Origin of the sequence: Candidatus Methylopumilus planktonicus (genome assembly GCF_006364715.1) — a bacterium.
Classification (GTDB): domain Bacteria; phylum Pseudomonadota; class Gammaproteobacteria; order Burkholderiales; family Methylophilaceae; genus Methylopumilus; species Methylopumilus planktonicus_A.
In genome coordinates, this window is sequence record NZ_CP040984.1 from 327,245 (window position 1) to 349,707 (window position 22,463).

The 22,463-nt window shown below is 34.7% G+C and carries 27 protein-coding genes; 7 read left to right on the forward strand and 20 right to left on the reverse strand.

Going from position 1 to position 22,463, the window contains the following annotated elements; translation table 11 throughout:
* The 5 genes from FIT63_RS01815 to FIT63_RS01835 form a co-directional block, all read right to left on the reverse strand.
* Entirely contained in the window at positions 1-888 is an 888-nt protein-coding gene (locus FIT63_RS01815) for a polyprenyl synthetase family protein (RefSeq protein ID WP_140006310.1), read from the reverse strand.
* A complete protein-coding gene (gene xseB, locus FIT63_RS01820) occupies positions 881-1,099 on the reverse strand; it encodes an exodeoxyribonuclease VII small subunit (RefSeq protein ID WP_046487323.1) in 219 nt (72 codons plus the stop codon). The genes FIT63_RS01815 and xseB overlap by 8 nt, the downstream gene beginning before the upstream one ends.
* A gap of 11 nt (positions 1,100-1,110) precedes the next feature.
* The gene (locus tag FIT63_RS01825; RefSeq protein ID WP_140006311.1) at positions 1,111-1,758 is read right to left on the reverse strand and encodes an alpha/beta hydrolase family protein; all 648 of its coding nucleotides are present in this window, start codon (positions 1,756-1,758) and stop codon (positions 1,111-1,113) included.
* Between the two features lie 48 nt (positions 1,759-1,806).
* Entirely contained in the window at positions 1,807-2,328 is a 522-nt protein-coding gene (locus FIT63_RS01830) for an SRPBCC family protein (protein ID WP_140005026.1), read from the reverse strand.
* A 61-nt stretch (positions 2,329-2,389) separates the two neighbouring features.
* Positions 2,390-3,331, reverse strand: a complete 942-nt coding sequence (locus tag FIT63_RS01835; protein WP_140006312.1) for a YncE family protein — start codon at positions 3,329-3,331, stop codon at positions 2,390-2,392.
* A gap of 95 nt (positions 3,332-3,426) precedes the next feature.
* On the opposite strand from FIT63_RS01835, the gene FIT63_RS01840 reads away from it, so the two are divergent.
* Positions 3,427-3,900, forward strand: coding sequence for an RNA pyrophosphohydrolase (locus tag FIT63_RS01840; protein WP_140005028.1), 474 nt, complete (start codon positions 3,427-3,429; stop codon positions 3,898-3,900).
* A gap of 1 nt (position 3,901) precedes the next feature.
* On the opposite strand, the gene FIT63_RS01845 is transcribed toward FIT63_RS01840, so the two are convergent.
* The 5 genes from FIT63_RS01845 to nadC all read right to left on the reverse strand — a co-directional run bounded on the left by FIT63_RS01845 (position 3,902) and on the right by nadC (position 8,738).
* On the reverse strand, positions 3,902-4,546 hold the full coding sequence (locus tag FIT63_RS01845) for a phosphatidylserine decarboxylase (RefSeq protein ID WP_140006313.1): 645 nt from the start codon (positions 4,544-4,546) through the stop codon (positions 3,902-3,904).
* A gap of 4 nt (positions 4,547-4,550) precedes the next feature.
* On the reverse strand, positions 4,551-5,567 hold the full coding sequence (gene ilvC, locus FIT63_RS01850) for a ketol-acid reductoisomerase (RefSeq protein WP_139867163.1): 1,017 nt from the start codon (positions 5,565-5,567) through the stop codon (positions 4,551-4,553).
* Positions 5,568-5,587: 20 nt separating this feature from the next.
* Positions 5,588-6,079, reverse strand: coding sequence for an acetolactate synthase small subunit (gene ilvN, locus FIT63_RS01855; protein WP_140005029.1), 492 nt, complete (start codon positions 6,077-6,079; stop codon positions 5,588-5,590).
* Positions 6,080-7,798, reverse strand: coding sequence for a biosynthetic-type acetolactate synthase large subunit (gene ilvB, locus FIT63_RS01860; protein ID WP_140006314.1), 1,719 nt, complete (start codon positions 7,796-7,798; stop codon positions 6,080-6,082).
* 73 nt (positions 7,799-7,871) lie between these two features.
* Positions 7,872-8,738, reverse strand: a complete 867-nt coding sequence (gene nadC, locus FIT63_RS01865; RefSeq protein ID WP_140006315.1) for a carboxylating nicotinate-nucleotide diphosphorylase — start codon at positions 8,736-8,738, stop codon at positions 7,872-7,874.
* 54 nt (positions 8,739-8,792) lie between these two features.
* Between nadC and FIT63_RS01870 the strand changes: the two genes are divergently transcribed.
* A complete protein-coding gene (locus FIT63_RS01870) occupies positions 8,793-9,404 on the forward strand; it encodes a glutathione S-transferase family protein (protein ID WP_140006316.1) in 612 nt (203 codons plus the stop codon).
* Here FIT63_RS01870 and mnmA read toward each other — a convergent pair.
* The 10 genes from mnmA to FIT63_RS01920 all read right to left on the reverse strand — a co-directional run bounded on the left by mnmA (position 9,355) and on the right by FIT63_RS01920 (position 17,588).
* A complete protein-coding gene (gene mnmA, locus FIT63_RS01875; protein WP_140006317.1) occupies positions 9,355-10,482 on the reverse strand; it encodes a tRNA 2-thiouridine(34) synthase MnmA in 1,128 nt (375 codons plus the stop codon). The genes FIT63_RS01870 and mnmA overlap by 50 nt on opposite strands.
* A 4-nt stretch (positions 10,483-10,486) precedes the next feature.
* Entirely contained in the window at positions 10,487-11,260 is a 774-nt protein-coding gene (gene proC / locus FIT63_RS01880) for a pyrroline-5-carboxylate reductase (RefSeq protein WP_140006318.1), read from the reverse strand.
* A 26-nt stretch (positions 11,261-11,286) separates the two neighbouring features.
* A complete protein-coding gene (locus FIT63_RS01885) occupies positions 11,287-12,003 on the reverse strand; it encodes a YggS family pyridoxal phosphate-dependent enzyme (RefSeq protein ID WP_140006319.1) in 717 nt (238 codons plus the stop codon).
* A gap of 102 nt (positions 12,004-12,105) precedes the next feature.
* Positions 12,106-12,417, reverse strand: coding sequence for a hypothetical protein (locus tag FIT63_RS01890; protein WP_140006320.1), 312 nt, complete (start codon positions 12,415-12,417; stop codon positions 12,106-12,108).
* Positions 12,418-12,552: 135 nt separating this feature from the next.
* The gene (locus tag FIT63_RS01895; protein ID WP_140006321.1) at positions 12,553-13,848 is read right to left on the reverse strand and encodes a dihydroorotase; all 1,296 of its coding nucleotides are present in this window, start codon (positions 13,846-13,848) and stop codon (positions 12,553-12,555) included.
* Positions 13,845-14,798 (reverse strand): aspartate carbamoyltransferase catalytic subunit, encoded by a 954-nt coding sequence (locus FIT63_RS01900; protein ID WP_140006322.1) that lies wholly within the window; start codon positions 14,796-14,798, stop codon positions 13,845-13,847. Before FIT63_RS01900 ends, FIT63_RS01895 begins: the two co-directional genes overlap by 4 nt.
* A complete protein-coding gene (gene pyrR, locus FIT63_RS01905) occupies positions 14,791-15,291 on the reverse strand; it encodes a bifunctional pyr operon transcriptional regulator/uracil phosphoribosyltransferase PyrR (protein WP_140006323.1) in 501 nt (166 codons plus the stop codon). The genes FIT63_RS01900 and pyrR overlap by 8 nt, the downstream gene beginning before the upstream one ends.
* 8 nt (positions 15,292-15,299) lie before the next feature.
* Positions 15,300-15,752 carry a Holliday junction resolvase RuvX gene (ruvX, locus tag FIT63_RS01910; protein ID WP_140006324.1) on the reverse strand — a complete coding sequence of 151 codons (453 nt, stop codon included), beginning with the start codon at positions 15,750-15,752 and terminating at the stop codon, positions 15,300-15,302.
* Positions 15,753-15,910: 158 nt separating this feature from the next.
* Positions 15,911-16,993, reverse strand: coding sequence for a bifunctional 3,4-dihydroxy-2-butanone-4-phosphate synthase/GTP cyclohydrolase II (ribBA, locus tag FIT63_RS01915; protein ID WP_140006325.1), 1,083 nt, complete (start codon positions 16,991-16,993; stop codon positions 15,911-15,913).
* 7 nt (positions 16,994-17,000) lie between these two features.
* On the reverse strand, positions 17,001-17,588 hold the full coding sequence (locus FIT63_RS01920) for a riboflavin synthase (RefSeq protein ID WP_140006326.1): 588 nt from the start codon (positions 17,586-17,588) through the stop codon (positions 17,001-17,003).
* A 49-nt stretch (positions 17,589-17,637) separates the two neighbouring features.
* Here FIT63_RS01920 and FIT63_RS01925 point away from each other — a divergent pair, with 49 nt between their 5' ends.
* The 5 genes from FIT63_RS01925 (at position 17,638) to msbA (ending at position 22,460) form a co-directional block, all read left to right on the forward strand.
* Complete coding sequence (locus FIT63_RS01925; RefSeq protein WP_223259937.1) at positions 17,638-18,906, forward strand: lipoprotein-releasing ABC transporter permease subunit; 1,269 nt, start codon at positions 17,638-17,640, stop codon at positions 18,904-18,906.
* Positions 18,899-19,576 (forward strand): ABC transporter ATP-binding protein, encoded by a 678-nt coding sequence (locus FIT63_RS01930; protein WP_140006328.1) that lies wholly within the window; start codon positions 18,899-18,901, stop codon positions 19,574-19,576. The genes FIT63_RS01925 and FIT63_RS01930 overlap by 8 nt, the downstream gene beginning before the upstream one ends.
* Positions 19,577-19,643: 67 nt before the next feature.
* A complete protein-coding gene (locus FIT63_RS01935; protein ID WP_140005043.1) occupies positions 19,644-20,246 on the forward strand; it encodes a MotA/TolQ/ExbB proton channel family protein in 603 nt (200 codons plus the stop codon).
* A 16-nt stretch (positions 20,247-20,262) separates the two neighbouring features.
* Positions 20,263-20,676 (forward strand): ExbD/TolR family protein, encoded by a 414-nt coding sequence (locus tag FIT63_RS01940; RefSeq protein WP_140006329.1) that lies wholly within the window; start codon positions 20,263-20,265, stop codon positions 20,674-20,676.
* 29 nt (positions 20,677-20,705) lie between these two features.
* Positions 20,706-22,460, forward strand: a complete 1,755-nt coding sequence (gene msbA / locus FIT63_RS01945; RefSeq protein WP_140006330.1) for a lipid A export permease/ATP-binding protein MsbA — start codon at positions 20,706-20,708, stop codon at positions 22,458-22,460.
* Positions 22,461-22,463 lie beyond the last annotated feature (3 nt).

The following is a 22,463-nucleotide window of genomic DNA, read 5'->3' on the forward strand; positions in this document are numbered from 1 at the left end:
TCAGTGTGATCGTGTCATTATTAATTCAGCCATGCTAGCCAAATAATATGCTTTATCCCCGAAAGGTTTAATTACAGTTAAAGCTTCTTCATAATATGTAGCGGCTAATTCTTTTGATTTAGTAATACCTAGTAAAGATAGAAAAGTAGCTTTATTATATTTTTCATCCTTGCCAGGTGTTTTACCTAGAACTTCTTGGCTTGCCTCTTTATCAAGAATATCATCTTTAATTTGGAACATAAGACCAATTGATTTTGAATAAGTATCTATTATATCTAGCGTTTTTTTATCATAATTATTAGAAGCCAGCACTGCCATCAAACATGCACCATTAATAAGAGCCCCAGTTTTAAATTGATGCATCACTTTAAGCTTATCTAGTGAGATTTTTTTGTTGGTATTATCAATATCTAACGCCTGGCCTTTTGCCATACCTTCAATACCAATAGCATTAGCAAGTATGTGAATGATCTGTAGTTGATTTTTAGGGTTAATCTGAAGAGATGGCGAAGATAGAAGAGAAAAAGCGATTGACTGTAATGAGTCTCCAACAAGAAGCGCAGTGCTTTCGCTAAATTTTTTATGACAAGACAATTTTCCCCTTCTCAAATCATCGTTATCCATGCAAGGCATATCATCATGTACTAAAGAGTATGCATGTATAAACTCTACGGCACATATAATATTTTCAATTGCAATTGGCGGCGCCTCAACAATTTCTGCGATCGCAAGAACAAGCAATGAGCGCATTCTTTTCCCGCCATTTAGAACGCTATATTTTATAGCCTCATTTAAATGAGTTTCATCGCTAGCTTTAGGTAAGTTTTTTTCAAGCACAGATTCAACAAATGCTTGTTTTTGAAAAAGCCAGTCATGAAAGTCATTCATTGGTAGGTTTGAATTTTTCGAGGGTGTTCTCTGTAGAAAGCACCAAAACTTTTTGCTCGATTTCTTTTAGTGAGTCTTGGCATAATTTAAGAAGAAGCATTCCTTTTTCGTAAGATTTGATCGAATCTTCTAATGCCATATCACCTTGTTCCATTTTTGAAACAATAGACTCAAGCTCTTTAAGATTTGCTTCGAGTGAATTTTTATCCATAAAATTTATCTTTATTTGAATGATTGGTTGAAGAAAATTGATAAATCATCTATCTCTTTTTCACATACTTCATGCCCCATAGGGTACTTTTCAAAGTTCGCAAAATTAAACTTTGCCATTAGTTTTTTAAAGGAAGAATCAGCAATTTCTATATCTATAACATTATCATATAGGCCGTGAGCCATAAAGATTGGTATCTTAATTAAATCATTTTTTATGGACCTTATAAGCTTGTCTTTCAAAGGAAGATAACCAGACAAAGCTGCAATGCCTCCTAATTTTTTATGGTATTTTAATCCTAAGTAAAAACTCATTACAGCCCCTTGAGAAAAGCCTCCAATAATAATTTTTTCGGAAGGGATACCAAGGGAAATTTGCTCTTCAATCAACTTTTGAATGATTAAACTTGATCTTTGCATACCCAATTCATCTTCATCTTTGTCTAAAGACAGATCATACAAATCATACCAAGCTCTCATTTCCATGCCTTGGTTGATTGTGACTGGCTGGTAGGGAGCATGGGGCAAGATAAATCGAATTTTATTGAATTGCGATCTTCCGAAGATGCTTTTGAAATCAAATCCATCAGCTCCAAGACCATGAAGAAATATGACTGAGCCTATGGGCGGTTCAATGGTGTCAATAATAATGGGTGTCATAAATAAAAAAAGCAGAATTAAATTCTGCTTTTTAATACCTAAATTACTTTATTTCGTTTCAGCTAATTTTTTAAGTGCTGGAAGTGCTACATCATACATTTCATTCACAGCTTTCAATGCTGTCTCGTCATCTTGGCCAGCTGGAATCGGTGGATTGAGTTTGTAAACTCTATAAAAACGTCCTACCCATGTTACAGAAGATTCATTAGGGCTAGGACCCTTTGCTACAACAATAAATGAATTATAGTCTGCCACAGGGACTGCCCCTTCTAAAATTTCATATTTTAACTTCATAGCTTCTTCATCGATACCTTTAAGCCTTTCAACTACCTTACCCCCAGATTTTAGTGTAAGCGTTCTTAGGGTATCCTCGCCCTTTTTTTCTAATTTGCTATCAGTTACAAGAGGCTGCCATTTTTGAAAACTACCAAAATCTTTAATGATTGCCCAAACTTTATCAGGCGATGCATTGATTTTGATTGTTTTTTCAACTTTTTGAGGTGATGGGCCGTGAGCAAATACATTCATTGATACAAACAAAAGGAAGATACTAATAATAATTTTTTTCATGTGAATAGAGCCTTTGGTGTTTAATAAGCTTGATAATTATAAATTGTTTTTATATATAACATTAGTCAATTTTGATAAATTGACCAAAAGATCGGCTTTGCTTGCCTGTTTTGATTTCATAGAGATATTCTTGTTTTGCCAAGTCAATGATCGAAATAGAGTCGCTTCTCCAATTAGAAGTGATTAAAATATTATCTCTTTCATCAATATCAATACCCTCTGGATTACCACCCACTTTGATTTTTTTAATTTCTTTTTTCATCTTAAGATCAACAACACTTATATTGTCATCTTGAGTATTTGTAACAAAGGCAAATTGGTTTTTTACGTCGGATACCACTCCATAAGGATGATCTCCAACCTTAATAGTTTCCGAAGCAAATGATTGGATATTCACTACAGATAATGAGTCATCTAAAACATTAACAACAAAAAGTAAGTTTTTGCTGACAAATAAGCCATAAGGATGATTGCCTACCTTAATTTTCTTAACGAGAGCCAAATCAGATTGACCATATATCTCGACAGTATTCTCATCACGATTAGAAATAAAAAGATACTTTCCCTCAGTATCACAAATCATGCCAGATGGAGATTTACCAACTACTATTTTTTTAATGACTGTTAAAGATTTTGTTTCTATTATAAAAACTTCACTATTAAACCAATCGCTCACATAGATGAAGTCTTCATTTGTGGACTTGGTAATTCCAACTGGCGTTCCACCAGTCTGTATTGTTTTAATAATTCGATTATGTTGAAGATCTAAAACATTTACGGAGGCATCATGAGTATTTGTAATAAAGGCATAGGATTGCTTTAGAGAAATAGCAACTCCTACAGGGCCTTTGCCTACAGGAATTTCTTGAATAATTTTTTTCTCTTTTATATTAACAATACTTACTGTATCAGAGCCTTGGTTGGTAATATAAGCAATAGGCGAAGTTGAGCAAGCACAAAGTAATAAACATAGAGCAAGTGAAATAAGATTTTTAAAATTCATAATTAAAGTTTTTTCTTAATAGATTCTAGCTTTAATTCTGGCTTTTATTTAAACTAAATCTATGGAAAAATTAAAGAAAAGCTTAAGGTGGTTTCATGATTGATAAAGATGGTTATCGGCCAAATGTTGGTATTGTCATTTGTAATGTCGAGAATCAAGTTTTCTGGGCGAAGCGCACACAAGAGAATGCATGGCAATTTCCTCAGGGCGGTATTCAAAAAGGCGAGGCGCCAGAAGAGGCTATGTATAGAGAGCTTATGGAAGAGGTTGGTTTAAAACCGCACCATGTAGAAATACTTGGCCGAACAAAAGACTGGTTAAAGTATGAAGTGCCCTCACAATGGCTTCGAAGAGATTTTAGAGGGGTCTATAAAGGCCAAAAACAAATATGGTATCTCTTGAGAATGAAGGGGGAAGATACTGATATCTTTTTGAGGAACACTAAAAAGCCGGAGTTTGATGCATGGCGCTGGCATGATTACTGGATGCCTCTTAATGAGGTGATTGAATTTAAAAGAGATGTTTATCGGCTTGCATTAAACGAACTTCGTTTGTTTATAGATAATTAGTCTATTTTTTTAATTCAGCAATAATTGTTTCGCCATTAAAAACTGTGTCGCCCAAAGTAACTTTTATCTTTGAATTGATAGGTAAATATAAGTCAACACGCGAGCCAAATCTTATGAAGCCATACCTTTCACCGACCTCTAACGCATCACCTTTATTTACATAGCATAAAATTCTTCTCGCAATTAAGCCAGCAATTTGAACGCAAGTAATATCAAAACCTTCTTTAGTTTTTAAGTGAAGTGCACATCTTTCGTTCTCCAAAGAAGCTTTTGACATAGCTGCATTTAGAAATTTTCCAGGAAAATACCATTTATTCATAATAATTGATTTAATCGGACTTTTGTTTGAGTGGACATTAAAGACATTCATAAAGACACTCACTTTAATTGCTCGCCTATTAAGATAATCGTCTTTACATTTTTCAATCACAATCACCTTGCCATCAGCTGCTGATACCACCAAATTTTTCTTGGAGGGCGTGCTTCTTTTTGGATCTCTAAAAAATTGTAGAATAAATAAAGAGATTATCCAAAGAGGAATTGACCACAAAGCACATATTTTAAATACGATAGCTGATACGGCAATAGATGCTATTAGAAATGGCCAACCTTCTTTTGCAATGATAGGGTAAGCTTTTTTTACCATAGAGCTAGTTTTTGCTTTGATCAACAAGCTTATTCTTGGCGATCCAAGGCATCATTGATCTAAGTTGTGAGCCAACTTTTTCAATAGGGTGTTCAGCATTGAGTCTTCGTCTTGCGGTCATTTCTGGATAGTTTGTTTTTCCTTCAAGGATAAAACGTTTCGCATACTCTCCATTTTGAATATTTTTTAAAGCTTCTTTCATGGCTAACTTGGCCTCATTACCAATAACTTTAGGGCCGGTTACGTACTCTCCGAATTCAGCATTATTTGAGATAGAGTAGTTCATATTAGCAATACCGCCTTCATACATTAAATCTACAATAAGTTTAAGCTCATGTAAGCACTCAAAATAAGCCATTTCTGGGGCGTAACCTGCTTCAGTTAATGTTTCAAAACCTGCTTTGACAAGTTCAACTGCGCCACCGCATAAAACAGCCTGTTCACCAAATAAGTCAGTTTCAGTTTCTTCACGGAAATCTGTTTCAATGACCCCACCTTTTGTGCCACCATTTGCCGCTGCATATGAAAGAGCAATTTCTTTTGCTTTGCCAGATTTGTTTTGGTAAATCGCAATTAATGAAGGTACGCCACCACCTTTTAGATATTCTGAGCGCACTGTGTGGCCAGGACCTTTTGGTGCAATCATAATGACATCAAGATCATCCCTCGGAATAATTTGGTTATAGTGAATATTAAATCCATGGGCAAAAGCAAGCACAGCATTTTTTTTCAAGAATGGTGCAACTTCTTGATGAAAAATCTGAGGCATTGTTTCATCAGGGATTAATAGCATGACGACATCAGCATTTTTGACGGCTTCATTAATTTCTAAAACGTTATGTCCTGCACTTTTGGCTTTATCCCATGATGCGCCACCTTTTCTAAGAGCAACAGTGACGTTGACGCCTGATTCTTTAAGATTGGCTGCATGAGCGTGGCCCTGTGAGCCATAACCAACAATAACAACATTTAATTTTTTAATTAAATTTAAATCAGCATCTTTATCGTAGTAAACCTTCATAATAACCTTTCAGTTTTAATTTATACTTTTAAAATTCTATCACCGCGTCCAATTCCTGACGCACCAGTTCTAACTGTTTCTAAAATAGCCGCCTTATCAATGCTTTCAATATAAGCGTCTAATTTGCTAGACGATCCTGTTAACTCAATAGTAAATGAGCTATCAGAAACATCGATAATTCGTCCTCTGAAAATATCACACATTCTTTTCATCTCATCTCGGTACTGAGCATTTGCTTTAACTTTAACTATCATTAGTTCTCGCTCAATAAATTTGCCATCATTTAAATCTAGGACCTTTACAACATCAATTAATTTATTAAGTTGCTTAATGATTTGTTCAATAATTTCATCCGTGCCAGAAGTGACAATGGTCATTCTTGAGAGCGTTGCATCTTCAGTAGGCGCAACAGTCAAAGATTCAATGTTGTAACCCCTTGCAGAGAATAACCCGGAAACTCTCGATAAAGCACCAGATTCATTTTCCATCAAGAGAGAAATAATATGTCTCATTTATAGATCCTCAGCTGTAATCATTTCTGACAAGCCTTTTCCATTAGGAATCATTGGAAATACATTTTCTTTTTGATCCGTAATGAAGTCCATAAAGACCAAGCGCTCTTTTAGTTTTTTACTAAAAGCTTCTTTGAGAGCTGGCTCAATATCGCTTGGGTTCTCGATTTTCATTCCAACGTGACCATAAGCTTCAGCTAATTTCACAAAATCAGGCAATGCTTCCATATAGGATTCCGCATAACGATTTCCATAAAAAAATTCTTGCCATTGTCTTACCATCCCCATGTATCTATTATTGAGATTAATAATCTTGATAGGTAAATGGAATTGCTTGCAGGTAGATAGTTCTTGAATACACATTTGTATGGAAGCTTCACCAGTCACACAAGCAACCATCGCATCAGGATGAGCTAATTGAGTGCCCATCGCATAGGGTAATCCCACGCCCATGGTTCCCAGGCCACCAGAATTAATCCATCTTCTAGGCTTATCAAATGGATAGTATTGTGCTGCCCACATTTGGTGCTGACCTACATCAGAAGTAATAAAGGCATCTCCTTTTGTTACCTGATGTAAGGTTTGAACAACAAATTGAGGTTTAATGAGTTTTTTATCGTTTTTAAAACTTAAGCAATTTGTCGATCTCCATTGGTCAATTTCTTTCAACCAATGCTTAAGCGATATATTTTGCTTTGTTTTTTCTTTAGATAAAAGATCATTAAGTTCAGTAAGCACTGAAACGACATGACCTACGATAGGTATATCAATCTTTACTCTTTTAGAAATAGATGATGGATCAATATCAATGTGAATGATTGTTTTCGGTTTGGATAAGAAATGCTCTGGATTACCAATCACTCTGTCGTCAAAGCGAGCACCAACAGCCAACAATACATCACATTCTTGCATAGCCATATTAGCCTCATAGGTACCATGCATGCCTAACATGCCTAGAAACTGCTTATCACTTGCAGGAAAACCACCCAAGCCCATAAGCGTGCTTGTAATAGGAGCCCCAATAGTACGAACAAATTTAGTTAATTGTGAAGAGGCATCGCCCAATACAACGCCACCACCTGAGTAGATCATTGGTTTTTTTGCGCTCAAAAGAAGTGACAATGCTTTTTTAATTTGGCCGCTATGACCCTTAATAATAGGGTTATATGATCTTAAATGAACCGATTTAGGATAGCTAAACTCATATTTTTCGGCTGTGATGTCTTTTGGAATATCAACCAAAACAGGCCCAGGTCTTCCGCTTGACGCAACATAGAAAGCTTTCTTAATTGTAGATGCAATATCTTTAACGTCCTTAACTAAGAAATTATGTTTTACACATGGACGCGTAATACCTATCGTATCACATTCCTGAAAGGCATCTTGCCCAATGGCGTAAGTTGGAACCTGACCACTAATGATCACCATGGGAATGGAATCCATGTAGGCGGTAGCAATACCTGTTACAGCATTGGTCGCTCCCGGGCCTGAGGTTACAAGAGCAACGCCAACTTTTCCAGTAGATCTTGAATAGGCGTCAGCTGCATGAACAGCTGCTTGTTCGTGACGAACTAGAACATGCTTAAATTTATTTTGCTTAAAAACAGCATCATAAATATTAAGGACGGCGCCACCAGGATAACCAAAAACGAATTTGACTTTTTCCTCGTGAAGGCAGCGAATAACAATTTCTGCTCCAGAAATGTGATTTGAGTTCATAGGATTCTTGATTGTAATTAATGAGATAGCTATAAACCCTCAACATTAACGCTTTAAGCGTATTTGGTCAAGTTTAGAGACTTTTAAAAGTCTCAATTTTCATAGATAAATCAATTGCCTTGATATTTTTTGTGAGCGCTCCTAGAGAGATTCTATTTACGCCCGTCAGTGCAATTTTTTTAACATTTTTTAGCGTAATATTTCCAGACGCCTCAAGAGTCGCTATATTTTTATTAAGAAGTACAGCTTTTTTAAGATCTTTAATATTAAAGTTATCTAATAATATATTTCTAAAGCCTAGCTCAATAAATTTTTTAAACTGATCAAGATTTTCAACTTCAATTTGAATATCTTTACTTTTGGAGTATTTCAAAGCGAGCGAAAGTAAATCATCAACTTTTTTAGCGGATGTAATATGGTTTTCTTTGATAAGTATTTGATCAAAAAGTCCGATGCGTTGATTATTACCGCCCCCAATAGCGACAGCATATTTTTGCGCAATTCTTAACCCTGGGATTGTTTTCCTTGTATCAAAGATACCTGTGTGAGTATTTGCGATAGCTTTGACATATTGATGTGTAATCGTGGATGTGGAAGATAAGGTTTGTAAGAAATTAAGTGCTACTCTTTCTCCGCTGAGGATTGATTTTGCACTGCCGTAAACTTCACAAAGCCTCTGATTTTTTTTTACAATCTCACCTTCTTTAACAAGCCACTTTATTTTTATTTTTGGATCTAGTATTAAAAAAGTAGCGTTAAACCAAGGAATACCAGCAATTAAAGCCGATTCTTTGGCTTTAACATAAGCTACTGCAGTTGATTTTGCTTCGATAAGTTGAGCAGATAAATCAATATTGCCTATATCTTCTTGGATCGCCATTTTGACATTTGTTTGAATGGCTTCAATCAAAGTTTTCTTATTTATTTTTGATCTTTGCATAATCTAGAAGCTTAACAAATTATAATAAATTTGGTTTTTTTAATTGAGAGAAAAATGAAGCTTTTTTATTCAAATAATAGCCCTTACGCTAGAAAAATAAGAATTTTAATTGATGAGAAAAAAGTTCCAGTGACTTTGGAGAAGGTTGTGCTTGCTGATAAAAATTGTACGATTCATGAATACAATCCTTTAGCTAAAGTACCTATATTGGTTATAAACGATATATCAATTTTTGATTCACCGGTAATAGCTGAGTATGTTGACTATAAGAGTGGTCCGCTTTATTTAATTCCCAGTGATTTTGATAAAAAAATATTAGTCAAAAGATGGGAAGCTCTAGCAGATGGATTATGCGACGCATCAGTAGCAATCATGCTGGAAAAGCGTAGACCGATTTCACAACAAAATACTGATGTATTTGAAAAGCAAATGAGAAAAATAAAGTTAAGTCTTCAAAGGCTTAATGAAGAAATAGAAGATAAAGAATACTATTTAGAGGGTACATTTTCGTATGCTGATATAGCCGTCGGATGTGCTTTGGGGTACGTTAAATTAAGATATCCTGAAATTGACTTTAAGAATGAATATCTAAATCTATATCATTTGCATGAAGAGCTTATGAAGCGACAATCTTTTCAGGCAACGGCACCTGAGCCTTATCTATAGCGCATTCAATAATAGCCCCACCTAAACATACATTGCTTTCGTAAACAACCACAGATTGCCCGGGAGTAATGGCCCATTGTTTTTGCCCAAAAAATATTTCCACCGAATCATCTTTTATCATATCGATTTCACAAGGGGCATCAGATTCCCGGTATCTTGTTTTGGCTCCATATACCCAATGTTTTTCTGGTAGAGCCCCATGTATCCAATGGGGTTTCTTTGCAATTAATCCATCTTTAAATAAAAGGGGATGGGCGTGTCCTTGAGCAACAATGAGTATATTTTCTTTAATACTTTTTTCAGCTACAAACCAAGGCTCACCATTGCTCGTTTTTGAGCCACCGATACCAAGCCCCTGTCTTTGGCCGAGCGTGTAAAACATAAGACCTATATGCTCTCCTAATATCTTTCCGTGCTCATCTTTAATAGGACCTGGAGAATTTTCTATATATTTATTTAAAAATTCTGTAAAGGGTCTTTCGCCAATAAAACATATACCTGTAGAGTCTTTTTTATCACTGTTATGTAAACCTTCTTTTTTAGCAATCTCTCTTACATCTTTTTTAAGGAGATTACCTAGGGGAAATAAAGACTTTGAGAGCTGATGTTGATTGAGACGATATAAGAAATAACTTTGATCTTTTGTTGAGTCGTCTGCTTTAAGAAGACTATATAAGCCGTCTGCTTCTTTAATTTGTGCGTAATGACCGGTTGCAATCTTATCGGCACCCATTGAAATTGCATGATTTAAAAAGGCATTAAATTTAATTTCAGAATTACATAAAATATCTGGATTCGGAGTTTTACCACTTTTAATTTCATTAATAAATTCAGAAAATACCTTTTCCTTATATTCTTTACTAAAATTTACTACTTCAATATCAATACCAATTTTATCGGCAACAGATACTGCATCCAGAAGATCTTGTTTGCTTGAGCAATACTCATCATCATCATCATCTTCCCAATTTTTCATGAAGAGACCAACGACTTTATAACCTTGGTTTTTTAAGAGCAAGGCAGCCACTGAAGAGTCAACACCGCCTGATAAACCTACAATGACTGTACTATTATTCATTTAATTAATTAAATTCTGAGCCAATTTTTTTTGATTTTTCATAGGCAGCTCGTGAAGCCTTTAAAAGTGTTTCATTTAATTTATTTGATTCGAGTTGTTTCAAGCCCTCTTCTGTAGTGCCGCCTTTTGAAGCGACAGATGCTATAAGATTTTGAAGGTCATTTAATTGATCTGAAGCTAAATGAGCTGCGCCGAGTAAAGTTTTACCACATAATTTTTCGGCCTCACTTCTCGACAAACCTAATTCAATAGCTGATTCGATAAATGCATTGAGGAAATAGAATATATAAGCTGGCCCACTTCCTGAGATAGCTGTAACGGCATCCATCTTAGACTCATCTTCTAGCCAAATAAACTCTCCAATAGCGCCCGCAATTTCTTCAACAGCTACCTTGTTATTTGTATCCAAGGCTTCTTGAGTAAAAAGAGCCGTTACTCCAAGCTGGATTTGAGCGCACATATTAGGCATAGATCTCACAATATTTTTATGCCCACTTGTCCACTTCTCAATAGATTCTATTTGAATACCTGCCGCGATAGATAGAATAAGTTGATTCGAAATTTCACTGGAAATTGATTTAAGAAGTGATTCAGCTTGCTGAGGCTTAACGGCAAGTACAATAATTTCATTGCCATTTATCTTTTTAAACTCCGCCTCCGTAGAAACTTTAAATTTATTTTCAAGAGCTAATCTTTTTTCTCTACTAGATTCAATCACCCGAATAAGTTCAGGGTTATGGCCTTTATTTAATAAGCCGCTAATTATAGCCCCGGCCATATTTCCCCCGCCTAAAAAACAAATATTCAATTATCGTCCCCTTGAGTTTTTATTGCTCTCGCCCCAAAAATAGCGGTACCAATCCTAACAAGATTTGAACCATGCTCAATAGCTGGTTTGAAGTCATTCGACATACCCATAGACAATGTATCAACAGTATCAATTTGATTTTTTAATTTAGCATAAAGTACATGCATGGATTTAAATTCATCAATGACTTTTTCGCGGTCTTCCGTATTGGAGGGTATAGACATAATACCTCTTAGTTTAAGTTTAGGAAGTTCTTTGAGCGCGCTAATAAGGTCTATTAAATGTGATTGTGCATCATCGATCGCGATGCCGCTCTTAGTATCCTCACCGCTTGAATTAATTTGAATACAGATATTTAAAGGGGTGGCGCTTGAAGGTCTTAAGTCATTAAGTAGTTTCATAACTTTTAATCTATCTACGCTATGAACCCAATCGAAGTTTTCTGCAATAAGCTTGCATTTATTGCTTTGAATGGGCCCTAAAAAATGCCACTGAATTGCAAAATTTTCTAAATGTAATTTTTTGTTGAGGGCTTCTTGAAGATAGTTTTCCCCGAAATTTATGATACCAGCATCAAACGCTTCAATAATTTTATCAAAAGAGTGACCTTTGCTTACAGCTACCAAAGTAACTTTCTCGGGAAAGTTATTAAAAGCAGAAGCCTCTAAAATGTTTTGATTGATTTGAGAAACGTTTTGAGAAATTGTAGTCATTATTTAAATAAAAAAACCAAGCAAATTGAAGTTTGCTTGGTTTTAGTTTGTTTAGCAACAAAGAACTTGCTAATAAAAACGGGACATAGAGTCCCGTTATATTTATTTTTTAGCTGCTGGTTTTCTTTTAGCTGCTGGTTTTTTCTTAGCTGCTGGTTTTCTTTTAGCTGCTGGTTTTTTCTTAGCTGCTGGTTTTCTTTTAGCTGCTGGTTTTTTCTTAGCTGCTGGTTTTCTTTTAGCTGCTGGTTTTTTCTTAGCTGCTGGTTTTTTCTTAGCTGCTGGTTTTCTTTTAGCTGCTGGTTTTTTCTTAGCGCTAACTGATGTTGAAGGTTTAGAAATTGTTGCTGGAAGAGTGCTATTAGTTTCTACTGGTTTTGAAGAACCAAAAATTGCTGAAATTAATTTTTTGATCATTTAATACTCCAAAGAATAAAAAAAATTTTTTTTACTGCAAATGCAAATGTAAATATGGACTTGTTTTTCAACCTAGTCAAGTTTTTATTGCAATTATTTTCATATTACTTTTCACGACGAATTTATTCTTTATATTTAATTTTTTACAATTACTGAGGAGCCAGTAAATACAATATTGCCATTAAAAATAGTGCTCGATACTTTTCCAGTAAGATTTTGATTAAAAAATGGTGTATTTTTACCTTCACTGATTAAAGATTTTGAATTTATTTCCCATGAATGCTCAGGGTCAAATATACAAATATCTGCATCCGAATTTACCGAGAGACTACCCTTATTAATTTCCAAAATACCTGAAGGCTGATTAGTTATTTTATTGATTAGCAAGCCCAAGTCTATTTTATAGTCCTCAGATAGCTTGTATACGAGCGGCATCAGGAGCTCTACGCTTGATGCGCCATGTTCAGACTCTGCAAAAGGTTTCAATTTATTATCTTCATTTACCGGTGAATGATCTGAACATATTGCATCAATTGTGCCATCAACAATTGAATCAATAATCTTTATTCGATCAGATTCTCTTCTCAAAGGAGGCTTTAAAAAACAGTTAGTGTTAAAGAAGCCAATATCATTATCTGTAAGAAAAATTTGATGAATAGAAACATCACAAGTCACTTTGACACCATTTTTTTTAGCTATTTTTACTAAATTTAATCCATCAGCAGTTGATATTTTATTTAAATGAACCTTTGTCTTGGTTAAATGAGCAATTTCCAGAATTTTATTGATGGCAGTAGTTTCACTTATGCTTTGAATACCTTTTAATCCTAGTCGAGTTGAGATTTCACCCGCATTTATAATGCCTTTTTCTGATAAATAAGCATCCTCTGCTCTTAAAAATGCTTTTAAATTGAATGTTGAGAGGTATTGAAAAGACCTGTACAAAACTTCTGTGTCTTGAATTGGTTTTTCTGCCTGAGAAAATCCAATACACCCAGATTCGTATAAATCATTTATTTCAGTTAATAATTTCCCACTTAATTTTTGAGTGAGCGCTCCAAGGGGATATACATTGCCTAACTTAAGCGCCTCTGATTTGTTCTTTAACATTTTCACAAGGCCTGGCTCATCCAGAATTGGTGTTGTGTCTGGAGGGCACACCATGCCAGTGACTCCGCCAGCATTTGCTGCTTTCATTTCACTTTCTAAGGTGGACTTATATTGGTTACCTGGCTCTCTTAAATTCAATTGAAGGTCAATAATGCCTGGCATAACTATTTTGTTTGAGGCATCAATTATCTGTTTTGCTTTCTTTGAGTCTAAATTCTTATTTAGTTCTGCAATTTTTCCATCTACAACGAATATATCTAATATTGCATCTATATTATTTTTTGGGTCAACCACTCGACCATTTTTAATTAAAATGCTCATGAATGTTGCCCCGCTAAAATTGCCATCACGGCCATTCTTACGGCTATTCCAAAAGTCACCTGAGGGAGAATGACAGATTGTTCGCTGTCAGCTACGGCTGAATCGATTTCTACTCCTCTATTCATTGGTCCGGGGTGCATAACTATTGCATCTTTTTTTGCTAAATCTAATCGCACTTGATTTAATCCATAAGTTTTAAAGTACTCTTCTTGAGAAGGGAGCATGATTCCATCCATTCTTTCATTTTGAATCCTTAGCATCATAATGACATCTACATCCTTAAGTCCCTTATCGATATCATAGAAAACATGCACTCCTAGCTTTTCAATTTCATCAGGAAGTAATGTTTTGGGAGCAATCACTCTAATTTCAGGAACGCCAAGTATATTTAATGCATGAATATTAGATCGTGCAACCCTAGAATTTAGAATATCTCCCACGATAGCCACTTTTAAATTATTAAAGTTTGTTTTGTATTTTCTTATAGTAAAAGCGTCTAGAAGGCCTTGAGTGGGGTGAGAGTGATTTCCGTCACCTGCATTGATAATATGAATATTTGGCTTTACATGAGAGGCAATAAAATGAGCAGCACCTGATGACGAATGCCTTACAACAAAAATATCTGCATTCATGGCAATCAAATTATTGATTGTATCCAAAACAGTTTCACCTTTAGATTGAGACGAGGTAGCGACATTTAGATTAATAACATCGGCAGAAAGTCTCTTGGCGGCAATCTCGAAAGTAGTTCTAGTTCTTGTGCTATTTTCAAAGAAAACATTACATACTGTTTTACCTCTTAAAATAGGAACTTTTTTAACATCTCTCTCGCCTATTTTTAAGAATGATTCTGCTGTATCTAATATTTGAATAATTTTTTCTTTGGACAGGCCTTCAATGGATAAAAGATGATTTAAATTACCTTTATTGTTTAGCTGAGGATTAAACATGAGATTCTTTCAAATGAAAGGTAAATTTTTTATTCTCATCTAATACAAGCTCTAAATGTTGATTTTTAGAAAGGCTAATTTTTTCGATACAAATCTGCGGCGAAATAGGAAGCTCTTGCTCGTTTCTGTCAATTAAAACAGCCAATGTAATTTTATCAGGTCTTCCATAATCAAAAATTTCATTCATGGCAGCCCTAACAGTTCTTCCTGAAGAAAATACATCATCAATAAGAATAATATGCTTGCCATTAATTTCCGTATCGATTTTTGAAGGCTTGTTTTTTATTTTTAAGCCGCGACTTGAAAAATCATCCCTATAGAAAGACGTATCAATTGAGCCTGTTGCAACAGCACTTCCCAAGCTAGGCAAAATCTTTTGAAGAATAAGTTCTCCACCTCGCTGGACGCCAATGAGAACAGTGTTCTCATCAATCATCTCATTGATTTTATTTTTTAGGCTTTCTATAAGGTTTTCTGCGTTAGGTAGGTTCATTTTTTAACTTAAATTTGATCAAGATAAGATTGTAAAATAATTTTGGCAGCTATTTGGTCAATTAATAGTTTCTTTTTCTTTAAATCAATTTTTTTATCTTTAAGTTCATGATTAGCTTCAATTGAAGTATAGCGTTCATCAATAAGATGAGTGGGGAGCGAATATTTTTGCTCTAGTTGCTTGGCGAATTTTTTAGATAAATTAGTGACTTTATGTTCAGAACCATCCACATTAAATGGAACTCCAACAACTATAGATACCGGCCTCCATTCATCCATAATTTTTTGAATAGCTTCAAATGTTTGGTTATTAGTTGAAGATTCGATTGTTATTAAAGCCTGAGCTGTCTTGGAAATATTGTTTCCAATTGCAACCCCTATGCGTCTTTGTCCAAAATCAAATCCTATGATATTTCCTTCTCTTTGCTTACCAGGTGCTTGATGATTTTCGATATTTAACATGGCAATTTTATCGAGCTTAATTCTAGATTCAAGCTAATAAGGGAAGTTTTTTTCGAAAAAAAAACTGACATGAAGTCAGTTTGACAGTGCGCTTTAAAATTATTTTTTCTATAATTTTTCAATGTCATTATTCTAACATAATTTAATAATGGCACATATTAATTTTCTAAATAACCTGTAATTTCAAGCCCAAAACCAATCATGCTCGGCATTTTTCTTGGGGCAGATAGCAGCTTCATTTTTCTAACTCCTAAATCTACTAATATTTGAGAGCCAATCCCGTAATTTCTCAGATCATTACTGCTCTTAAGCGGCAGAGTGTTTTCTGTTTTTAAAATATTTAGGAGATCGTTGGTGTTTGTATTGTGGTTTATAAAGATCAATACACCGCCATCCTCACTTATTTTTTTGATTGCCTTCAATGCATTCCATGAATGCTTTTTATCTTCTATATCTAAAAGGTCTATCACCGATAAAGGCTCATGAACTCTCACAATAGTTTCTTTATCTTTTTGAATTTCACCTTTTACAAGGGCAATATGAGTTTCTTCTAAGATTTTGTCTTTATACAAAATTAATTTCATTTCGCCATAAGGCGTTAAGATATTTTTTTCGATTAATTTTTCAATTAATTTTTCATTTTTTCTTCGGTATTCGATAAGATCTGCAATTGTTCCAATCTTAATATTATGCTGCTCTGAAAATTTAATTAAATCTGGAAGTCGCGCCATATTTCCATCTTCATTAAGAATTTCACATATCACTGATGCTGATTCAAGACCTGCAAGATGCGCAAGATCACATCCAGCTTCAGTATGTCCAGCCCTGACAAGCACACCACCTTTTTTGGATATTAATGGGAATATATGACCGGGCCTTACAATACTTTTTGAAGTGGCATTTTTATGAATTGCAGCTTTAATTGTTGTGGCTCTGTCATTTGCTGAAATTCCAGTAGTGACGCCTTCAGCAGCTTCAATAGACACCGTAAAGTTAGTCCCTAAGCGAGTTTCATTTTCTTGAACCATGAGAGGCAATTCGAGTATTTTGCATTTCTCTTCTGTCAGCGTTAGACAAATAAGGCCGCGCCCGAATTTAGACATAAAATTAATATGATCTGAATTAGCAAATTCTGCCGCAAGAACGAGATCACCTTCATTTTCTCTATTTTCCTCATCCACAAGGATAACCATTTTGCCTTGTTTTATATCTTCAATAATTTCAACTATCGGACGGATCATCTATTCTTTATTTTCTTTTGAGAATGTTTTCAAGGTATCTAGCAATCAAGTCTACTTCAATATTAATTTGGCTGCCCTTGGTTAGGCTTCCTAAATTAGTTTCCTTCAGGGTAAAAGGAATGATATTTACTTTAAAATTATCACTTTTGACTGAATTTACAGTAAGACTTACGCCATTTATCGCAATAGATCCCTTTTCAGCAATAAATTTCATTAGTTTTTTAGGAGGTTTGATTTCTAGAATCCAACATTGACTAGTAGTTTTGATACTGGCAATTTTTGCTATGCCATCAATATGACCTGTTACAAAATGACCGCCTACTTTTCCATTGTATAAAACTGCACTCTCTAAATTTACTAGAGATTTTTCAGAAAAAGATATAGTTCTGCTTAACGTTTCTGCGGACACATGAAATATAAATTGATTTTTTTGTTTTTTCTGAATGGTAAGGCATACCCCATTGATAGATATGCTATCTCCCAAGTTGCTTGCCTTAATTTTATTGGCCTCATAGGCGACAGTAATGCGGGCATCTTTTTTTAAAGATTCAATTTTTTTTATTAAGCCGATGGATTGAATTATGCCTGTAAACATAGGGTGATTTTATCAGATTAGAATGTATATCCCTGATAAAATAAACCAAATGTCTTTACTTAACAAATACCTGCCTTTTGAAGTTTGGATTGCTTATAGATATATAAAGTTTAAGCAAAAAAATAGCTTCATATCTTTTATTTCAATGACAAGTATGGTTGGAATAGCTCTTGGAGTTTCAGCACTCATTATTATTCTATCTGTTATGAATGGTTTTCAGGATGAACTTCGAACGCGAATTCTAGGAGTGGCTTCTCATATTGAAATTACAAGCTCAAATAATACATTGACACATTGGGAAGATTTAGCAAAAAAACTTCATGAATCTCCTGATGTAGTAGGGTCAGCACCTTATTTAGATGGCCAGGGCATGTTAGTTAGTGAATTCGGAAGTCAGGGAATCATGCTTCGAGGGATTTCATCAGAACTTGAAGGTAATGTTGATAACCTGGAAAAGAAAGTTAAGGTTGGTAAGCTATCTGATTTAAAACCTAATGCATTTAATTTGATTTTAGGGATAGATGCTGCAAAGCAACTAGGTATTGTCATTGGAGATAAAGTTAATATTTTAATTCCGCAAGGCTCTTATACGCCCGCAGGCACATTTCCTAGAATGCGACAATTTAATGTTGCAGGTATTTTTGAAATTGGAATGTATGAATATGATTCCGGTATGGCGTTAATGAATATAGAAGACGCTCAGAAATTCTTTCAAATGAACGATGCTGTTTCAGGGGTTAGGGTAAAGACTGATGATCTTTTTTTGGCGCCTTTAGTGGCAAAAAGACTATCAGAAAGCCTGTCGGAATCAGGTGTTTTTTATGTCAGCGATTGGACAAAAAAGCATGCGAATTTTTTCGCAGCTGTTCAAATGGAAAAAAGAGTGATGTTTATAATTCTGATGCTAATCATTGCGGTTGCGGCATTTAATATTGTTTCTACCTTGGTGATGGCGGTAACTGATAAAAGATCAGACATTGCAATTCTTAAAACATACGGAGCAAAACCTAAAAGTATCCTATATATATTTATCATTCAGGGTTCTTTGATAGGCTTAATCGGAACTATCAGCGGGGTATTTTTGGGAACTGTTGTTGCATTAAATATTCATTCGATCGTGCCTTTTATTGAGCATTTATTCAACGTTCAATTCTTATCCAAGGACATTTATTATATTTCTGAAGTGCCTTCCAAGCTCTTATATAGCGATGTAAGTGCTATAGCCTTTATCTCGATTTTGTTATCTATTGTTGCCACAATTTATCCAAGCATAAAAGCTTCTAACACTTCACCTGCTGAGGCGTTAAAGCATGACTAAAAAATTACTTATAGCTTGTAAAGACTTATCTAAGACATTTCCTAGTCTAGATGAAGAAATTATTAAAAAGTTAAATCTTAATATCAAAGAAGGTGATCATACAGCTATTGTTGGCGTCTCTGGGTCTGGCAAAAGCACACTTCTTCATCTCATGGCTGGTCTTGAAAAGGCCTCATCTGGACAGATAGAAATTTTAGATCAAGATATCTCATTTTTAAATCAAGATGAATTGGGAGTTTTGAGAAATACACATTTAGGCTTTGTGTATCAATTTCATCATTTGCTCAGTGATTTTAATGCCATAGAAAATGTTGCAATGCCGTTATTAATTAGAAGGTATGGATACAAACAGGCTTTTAGGGAGGCTGGGGCACTATTAAAAAAAATAGGTTTAAGTAAAAGGCTGACTCATAAACCATCCGAATTATCTGGGGGCGAAAGGCAGAGAGTGGCAATCGCGAGATCACTAATTACCAAGCCAAAGTGCATTCTTGCAGATGAGCCCACAGGAAATTTAGATGGAAAAACAGCACATTTTGTATTTGATTTATTGCTTGATTTAGCAAAAGAGAATCGTTCAACTCTTGTCCTAGTAACTCATGATATTCAGCTAGCATCAAAATTAAAGTTTCAATATAAATTAAATCAAGGAAAGCTTAAAAAGACATAAGTTGATTTAAGCAATTATCCAAATATTAAGATAGAATAATGCTCATCAAACATTTGGAGAATTAGATATGTGGGAAATTATCTTAGCCGCTGGATGGCCGATTTGGCCCCTCATTTTTGCATCAATCATTGCTCTAGCTATTATTGGCGAGCGATTTTGGTCATTAAGAGTTGAAATTATTGCCCCAAGCGATCTTCTCCCTGAGGTTCAGAACTTATTGAATCAAGGCACCATAAAAAAAGATGTCATTGCAAAAATTAAAGAGCATTCTCTTTTAGGTGAAATTTTTGCAAGCGCTCTTGTCAATTCAAATACATCCGCAGCTCATATTAAAGAAGCTATAGAAGAGTCAGGCAGATCAGTGAGCTACAAGCTTGAAAAATACCTATCAACACTTGGTACAATTGCGGCAGTTGCTCCTCTTTTGGGGCTCTTGGGCACGGTAATAGGTATGGTTGATCTTTTTAGTTCATTCACAAATAGTGGCCATGATGTGGCTATATTTGCAAGAGGCATTTCAGTGGCCCTGTATAATACGGCAGCAGGTATTGTTGTGGCAGTTCCAGCTATGATTTTTTATCGCTTTTTTAGATCTAAAGTAGATGATTTAATCTTTGATATGGAGCAACAAGCTCTTAAGCTGATTGAATCTATGGGCGTTCGTAAATAAATAATTAGGATTGCATATGAATTTTCAACGGGGAAAAAAACACGAAGAGATGGAATTAAACTTAGTTCCTTTAATCGATGTTTTATTAGTTATTATTATTTTCCTTGTTGTAAGCACAACCTTCTCTAGGTTTAGTGAATTAAAAATTAATCTTCCTACTGCTGAAGCTAATAGCCCCGATAAGAAACCTAACGTTATTAACGTGTCTATTTCAGCTGAAGGCGTCTACGCCATAAATGACAATCCCCTTCCTAATAAAAGCCTCGAGTCTATCATTGCGGCCTTAAAAAATTCGTCAAAAGGTGAAAAAGAAATTCCGGTAATTATTAGTGCAGATGCAAAATGTGAGCATCAGTCCGTCATTAACGTCATGGAAGCCTCAAGACAGGCAGGGTTAACCCATATTACATTCTCAACAAAAGTTAACTAAACTTTAAAAAGTTAATTTTTCTTGGCCTAATGGCAAAAAATATTAAAAAAATAAGTGAATTTCAGCCAATTAATTTTAGATATGTTTATAAAAGACTATTTAAATATACTTGGCAACATAAGTTTATTCTATCTTTAAGTTTAGCTTCGTTGATTGTGCTGTCATTAACTAATACAGCATTTCTTGCTATGATTAAAAAAATTACTGACCAGGGATTTGGGTCGGAAATTACAGACAAACAATCTTCCCTAGCCTTGCTTCTTCTTTTGATTATATCGATAAGAGCCTTGTCAGGATTATTTTCAACTTATTTTATTAAGTCAACTTCATTAAAGGTTGTTGAAAGTCTTAGATCTGATCTTTTCAAGAGGATTATGATGTTGCCCATGAATTTTTTTGACAAAAACTCATCAAGTCATATTGTTTCTAAAATAAATAGTGATGTTCAACAGCTCTCAAATGTTATTACAGAGATAGGGTTTAATCTCATAAAGGACGGGATAAGTTTTATTGGGATAGTTTGTTATATGATTTATTTGGACTGGAAACTTACACTAGTATTTTTATTGTTAGCTCCAATCTTGGCTTATTACCTTCAAATAATGTCTCCAAGGCTTAGAGCTGCAGGAACGATTTCGCAGAATGCAAATGGGGAGTTAATCATGGCATCTGATGAGGCTATAGCTGCACAAAGAATCGTTAAAATATTTGGAACAGGCCAATACGAAGTTAGTCGATTAAATAGAATTTCAGAAAAAATAAGGAAAATCCAAGCAAAACTTATAAGAATTGCAGCTTTAAATTCTTTTACAGTAGAAATTTTAGCGGGCATTGCATTATCGGGAATTGCCTTTTATTCCTTTGGTAAATTTTCTGCAGGACAATTTGCAGCGTTCTTTGCAGCTTTATTGATGGTCATTGCCCCAATTAAAAGCTTAACTTCAATAAATGACAAAATTCAAATTGCTATAGCAGCTGCTAAAAGTGTATTTGGACTGATGGATGAACCCTCAGAGATTGATCGTGGTTCAAAATTAATTAATCGGGCAAAAGGGCATATAAAAATATCTGACTTAACATTTAAATACCAAAATAGTAAGCACAATATTCTCGAAGGCATCAATCTGATTATTAAGCCTGGCGATAAAGTAGCGCTTGTTGGTAAGTCAGGCGGAGGAAAAACAACACTCATTAATTTATTGCCAAGATTTTATCAAATTGATCAAGGCAAAATTTTTCTAGATGGTATTAATATTAATGATTTAAAGTTAAAAAATCTGCGCAATCAGTTTTCATTGGTAAGCCAAGATACAATTTTATTTAATGACACAATAATGAACAATATAGCTTATGGCAATTTAGAAAGACCAGTAAGTGAAGAGGAAGTTAAAAAAGCTGCTATCGCAGCAAATGCTTGGGAATTTATTGATCCCCTTCCGAATAAACTAGACCATGAAATCGGCGATAGGGGGGTTAGACTATCTGGAGGGCAAAGACAAAGAATTTCAATTGCCCGTGCAATTTTAAAAAATGCACCAATACTTCTTCTTGACGAAGCAACTTCAGCACTTGATTCTCACTCAGAAAAATATATTCAGTCTGCCTTGGATAATCTAATGAAAAATAGAACAACTATAGTCATAGCACATAGATTGTCTACAATTTTAAATGCTGATCGAATTGTTGTAATTGAGAAATCCAAAGTTATTGATGTTGGAACACATGCAGAATTAATTAGGCGATGCAAACATTATTCAACCTTGTACAAAAAAGGTCTGAAATAGCAT

Coding starts and splice junctions, on each gene's coding strand:
- FIT63_RS01885 (WP_140006319.1), bottom strand. CDS start 12,003: ATGACTACAATTTCTCAAAACGTTTCTCAAATCAATCAAAACATTTTA.
- FIT63_RS01815 (WP_140006310.1), bottom strand. CDS start 888: ATGAATGACTTTCATGACTGGCTTTTTCAAAAACAAGCATTTGTTGAA.
- ribBA (WP_140006325.1), bottom strand. CDS start 16,993: ATGATCCGTCCGATAGTTGAAATTATTGAAGATATAAAACAAGGCAAA.
- FIT63_RS01935 (WP_140005043.1), top strand. CDS start 19,644: ATGTGGGAAATTATCTTAGCCGCTGGATGGCCGATTTGGCCCCTCATT.
- FIT63_RS01920 (WP_140006326.1), bottom strand. CDS start 17,588: ATGTTTACAGGCATAATTCAATCCATCGGCTTAATAAAAAAAATTGAA.
- FIT63_RS01825 (WP_140006311.1), bottom strand. CDS start 1,758: ATGACACCCATTATTATTGACACCATTGAACCGCCCATAGGCTCAGTC.
- FIT63_RS01870 (WP_140006316.1), top strand. CDS start 8,793: ATGAAGCTTTTTTATTCAAATAATAGCCCTTACGCTAGAAAAATAAGA.
- ilvN (WP_140005029.1), bottom strand. CDS start 6,079: ATGAGACATATTATTTCTCTCTTGATGGAAAATGAATCTGGTGCTTTA.
- mnmA (WP_140006317.1), bottom strand. CDS start 10,482: ATGAATAATAGTACAGTCATTGTAGGTTTATCAGGCGGTGTTGACTCT.
- FIT63_RS01925 (WP_223259937.1), top strand. CDS start 17,638: ATGTCTTTACTTAACAAATACCTGCCTTTTGAAGTTTGGATTGCTTAT.
- FIT63_RS01940 (WP_140006329.1), top strand. CDS start 20,263: ATGAATTTTCAACGGGGAAAAAAACACGAAGAGATGGAATTAAACTTA.
- FIT63_RS01835 (WP_140006312.1), bottom strand. CDS start 3,331: ATGAATTTTAAAAATCTTATTTCACTTGCTCTATGTTTATTACTTTGT.
- ruvX (WP_140006324.1), bottom strand. CDS start 15,752: ATGTTAAATATCGAAAATCATCAAGCACCTGGTAAGCAAAGAGAAGGA.
- FIT63_RS01900 (WP_140006322.1), bottom strand. CDS start 14,798: ATGTTTAATCCTCAGCTAAACAATAAAGGTAATTTAAATCATCTTTTA.
- xseB (WP_046487323.1), bottom strand. CDS start 1,099: ATGGATAAAAATTCACTCGAAGCAAATCTTAAAGAGCTTGAGTCTATT.
- FIT63_RS01890 (WP_140006320.1), bottom strand. CDS start 12,417: ATGATCAAAAAATTAATTTCAGCAATTTTTGGTTCTTCAAAACCAGTA.
- nadC (WP_140006315.1), bottom strand. CDS start 8,738: ATGCAAAGATCAAAAATAAATAAGAAAACTTTGATTGAAGCCATTCAA.
- ilvC (WP_139867163.1), bottom strand. CDS start 5,567: ATGAAGGTTTACTACGATAAAGATGCTGATTTAAATTTAATTAAAAAA.
- FIT63_RS01845 (WP_140006313.1), bottom strand. CDS start 4,546: ATGGTAAAAAAAGCTTACCCTATCATTGCAAAAGAAGGTTGGCCATTT.
- proC (WP_140006318.1), bottom strand. CDS start 11,260: ATGGCCGGGGCTATAATTAGCGGCTTATTAAATAAAGGCCATAACCCT.
- FIT63_RS01830 (WP_140005026.1), bottom strand. CDS start 2,328: ATGAAAAAAATTATTATTAGTATCTTCCTTTTGTTTGTATCAATGAAT.
- pyrR (WP_140006323.1), bottom strand. CDS start 15,291: ATGAACCTACCTAACGCAGAAAACCTTATAGAAAGCCTAAAAAATAAA.
- msbA (WP_140006330.1), top strand. CDS start 20,706: ATGGCAAAAAATATTAAAAAAATAAGTGAATTTCAGCCAATTAATTTT.
- FIT63_RS01840 (WP_140005028.1), top strand. CDS start 3,427: ATGATTGATAAAGATGGTTATCGGCCAAATGTTGGTATTGTCATTTGT.
- ilvB (WP_140006314.1), bottom strand. CDS start 7,798: ATGAACTCAAATCACATTTCTGGAGCAGAAATTGTTATTCGCTGCCTT.
- FIT63_RS01930 (WP_140006328.1), top strand. CDS start 18,899: ATGACTAAAAAATTACTTATAGCTTGTAAAGACTTATCTAAGACATTT.
- FIT63_RS01895 (WP_140006321.1), bottom strand. CDS start 13,848: ATGAGCATTTTAATTAAAAATGGTCGAGTGGTTGACCCAAAAAATAAT.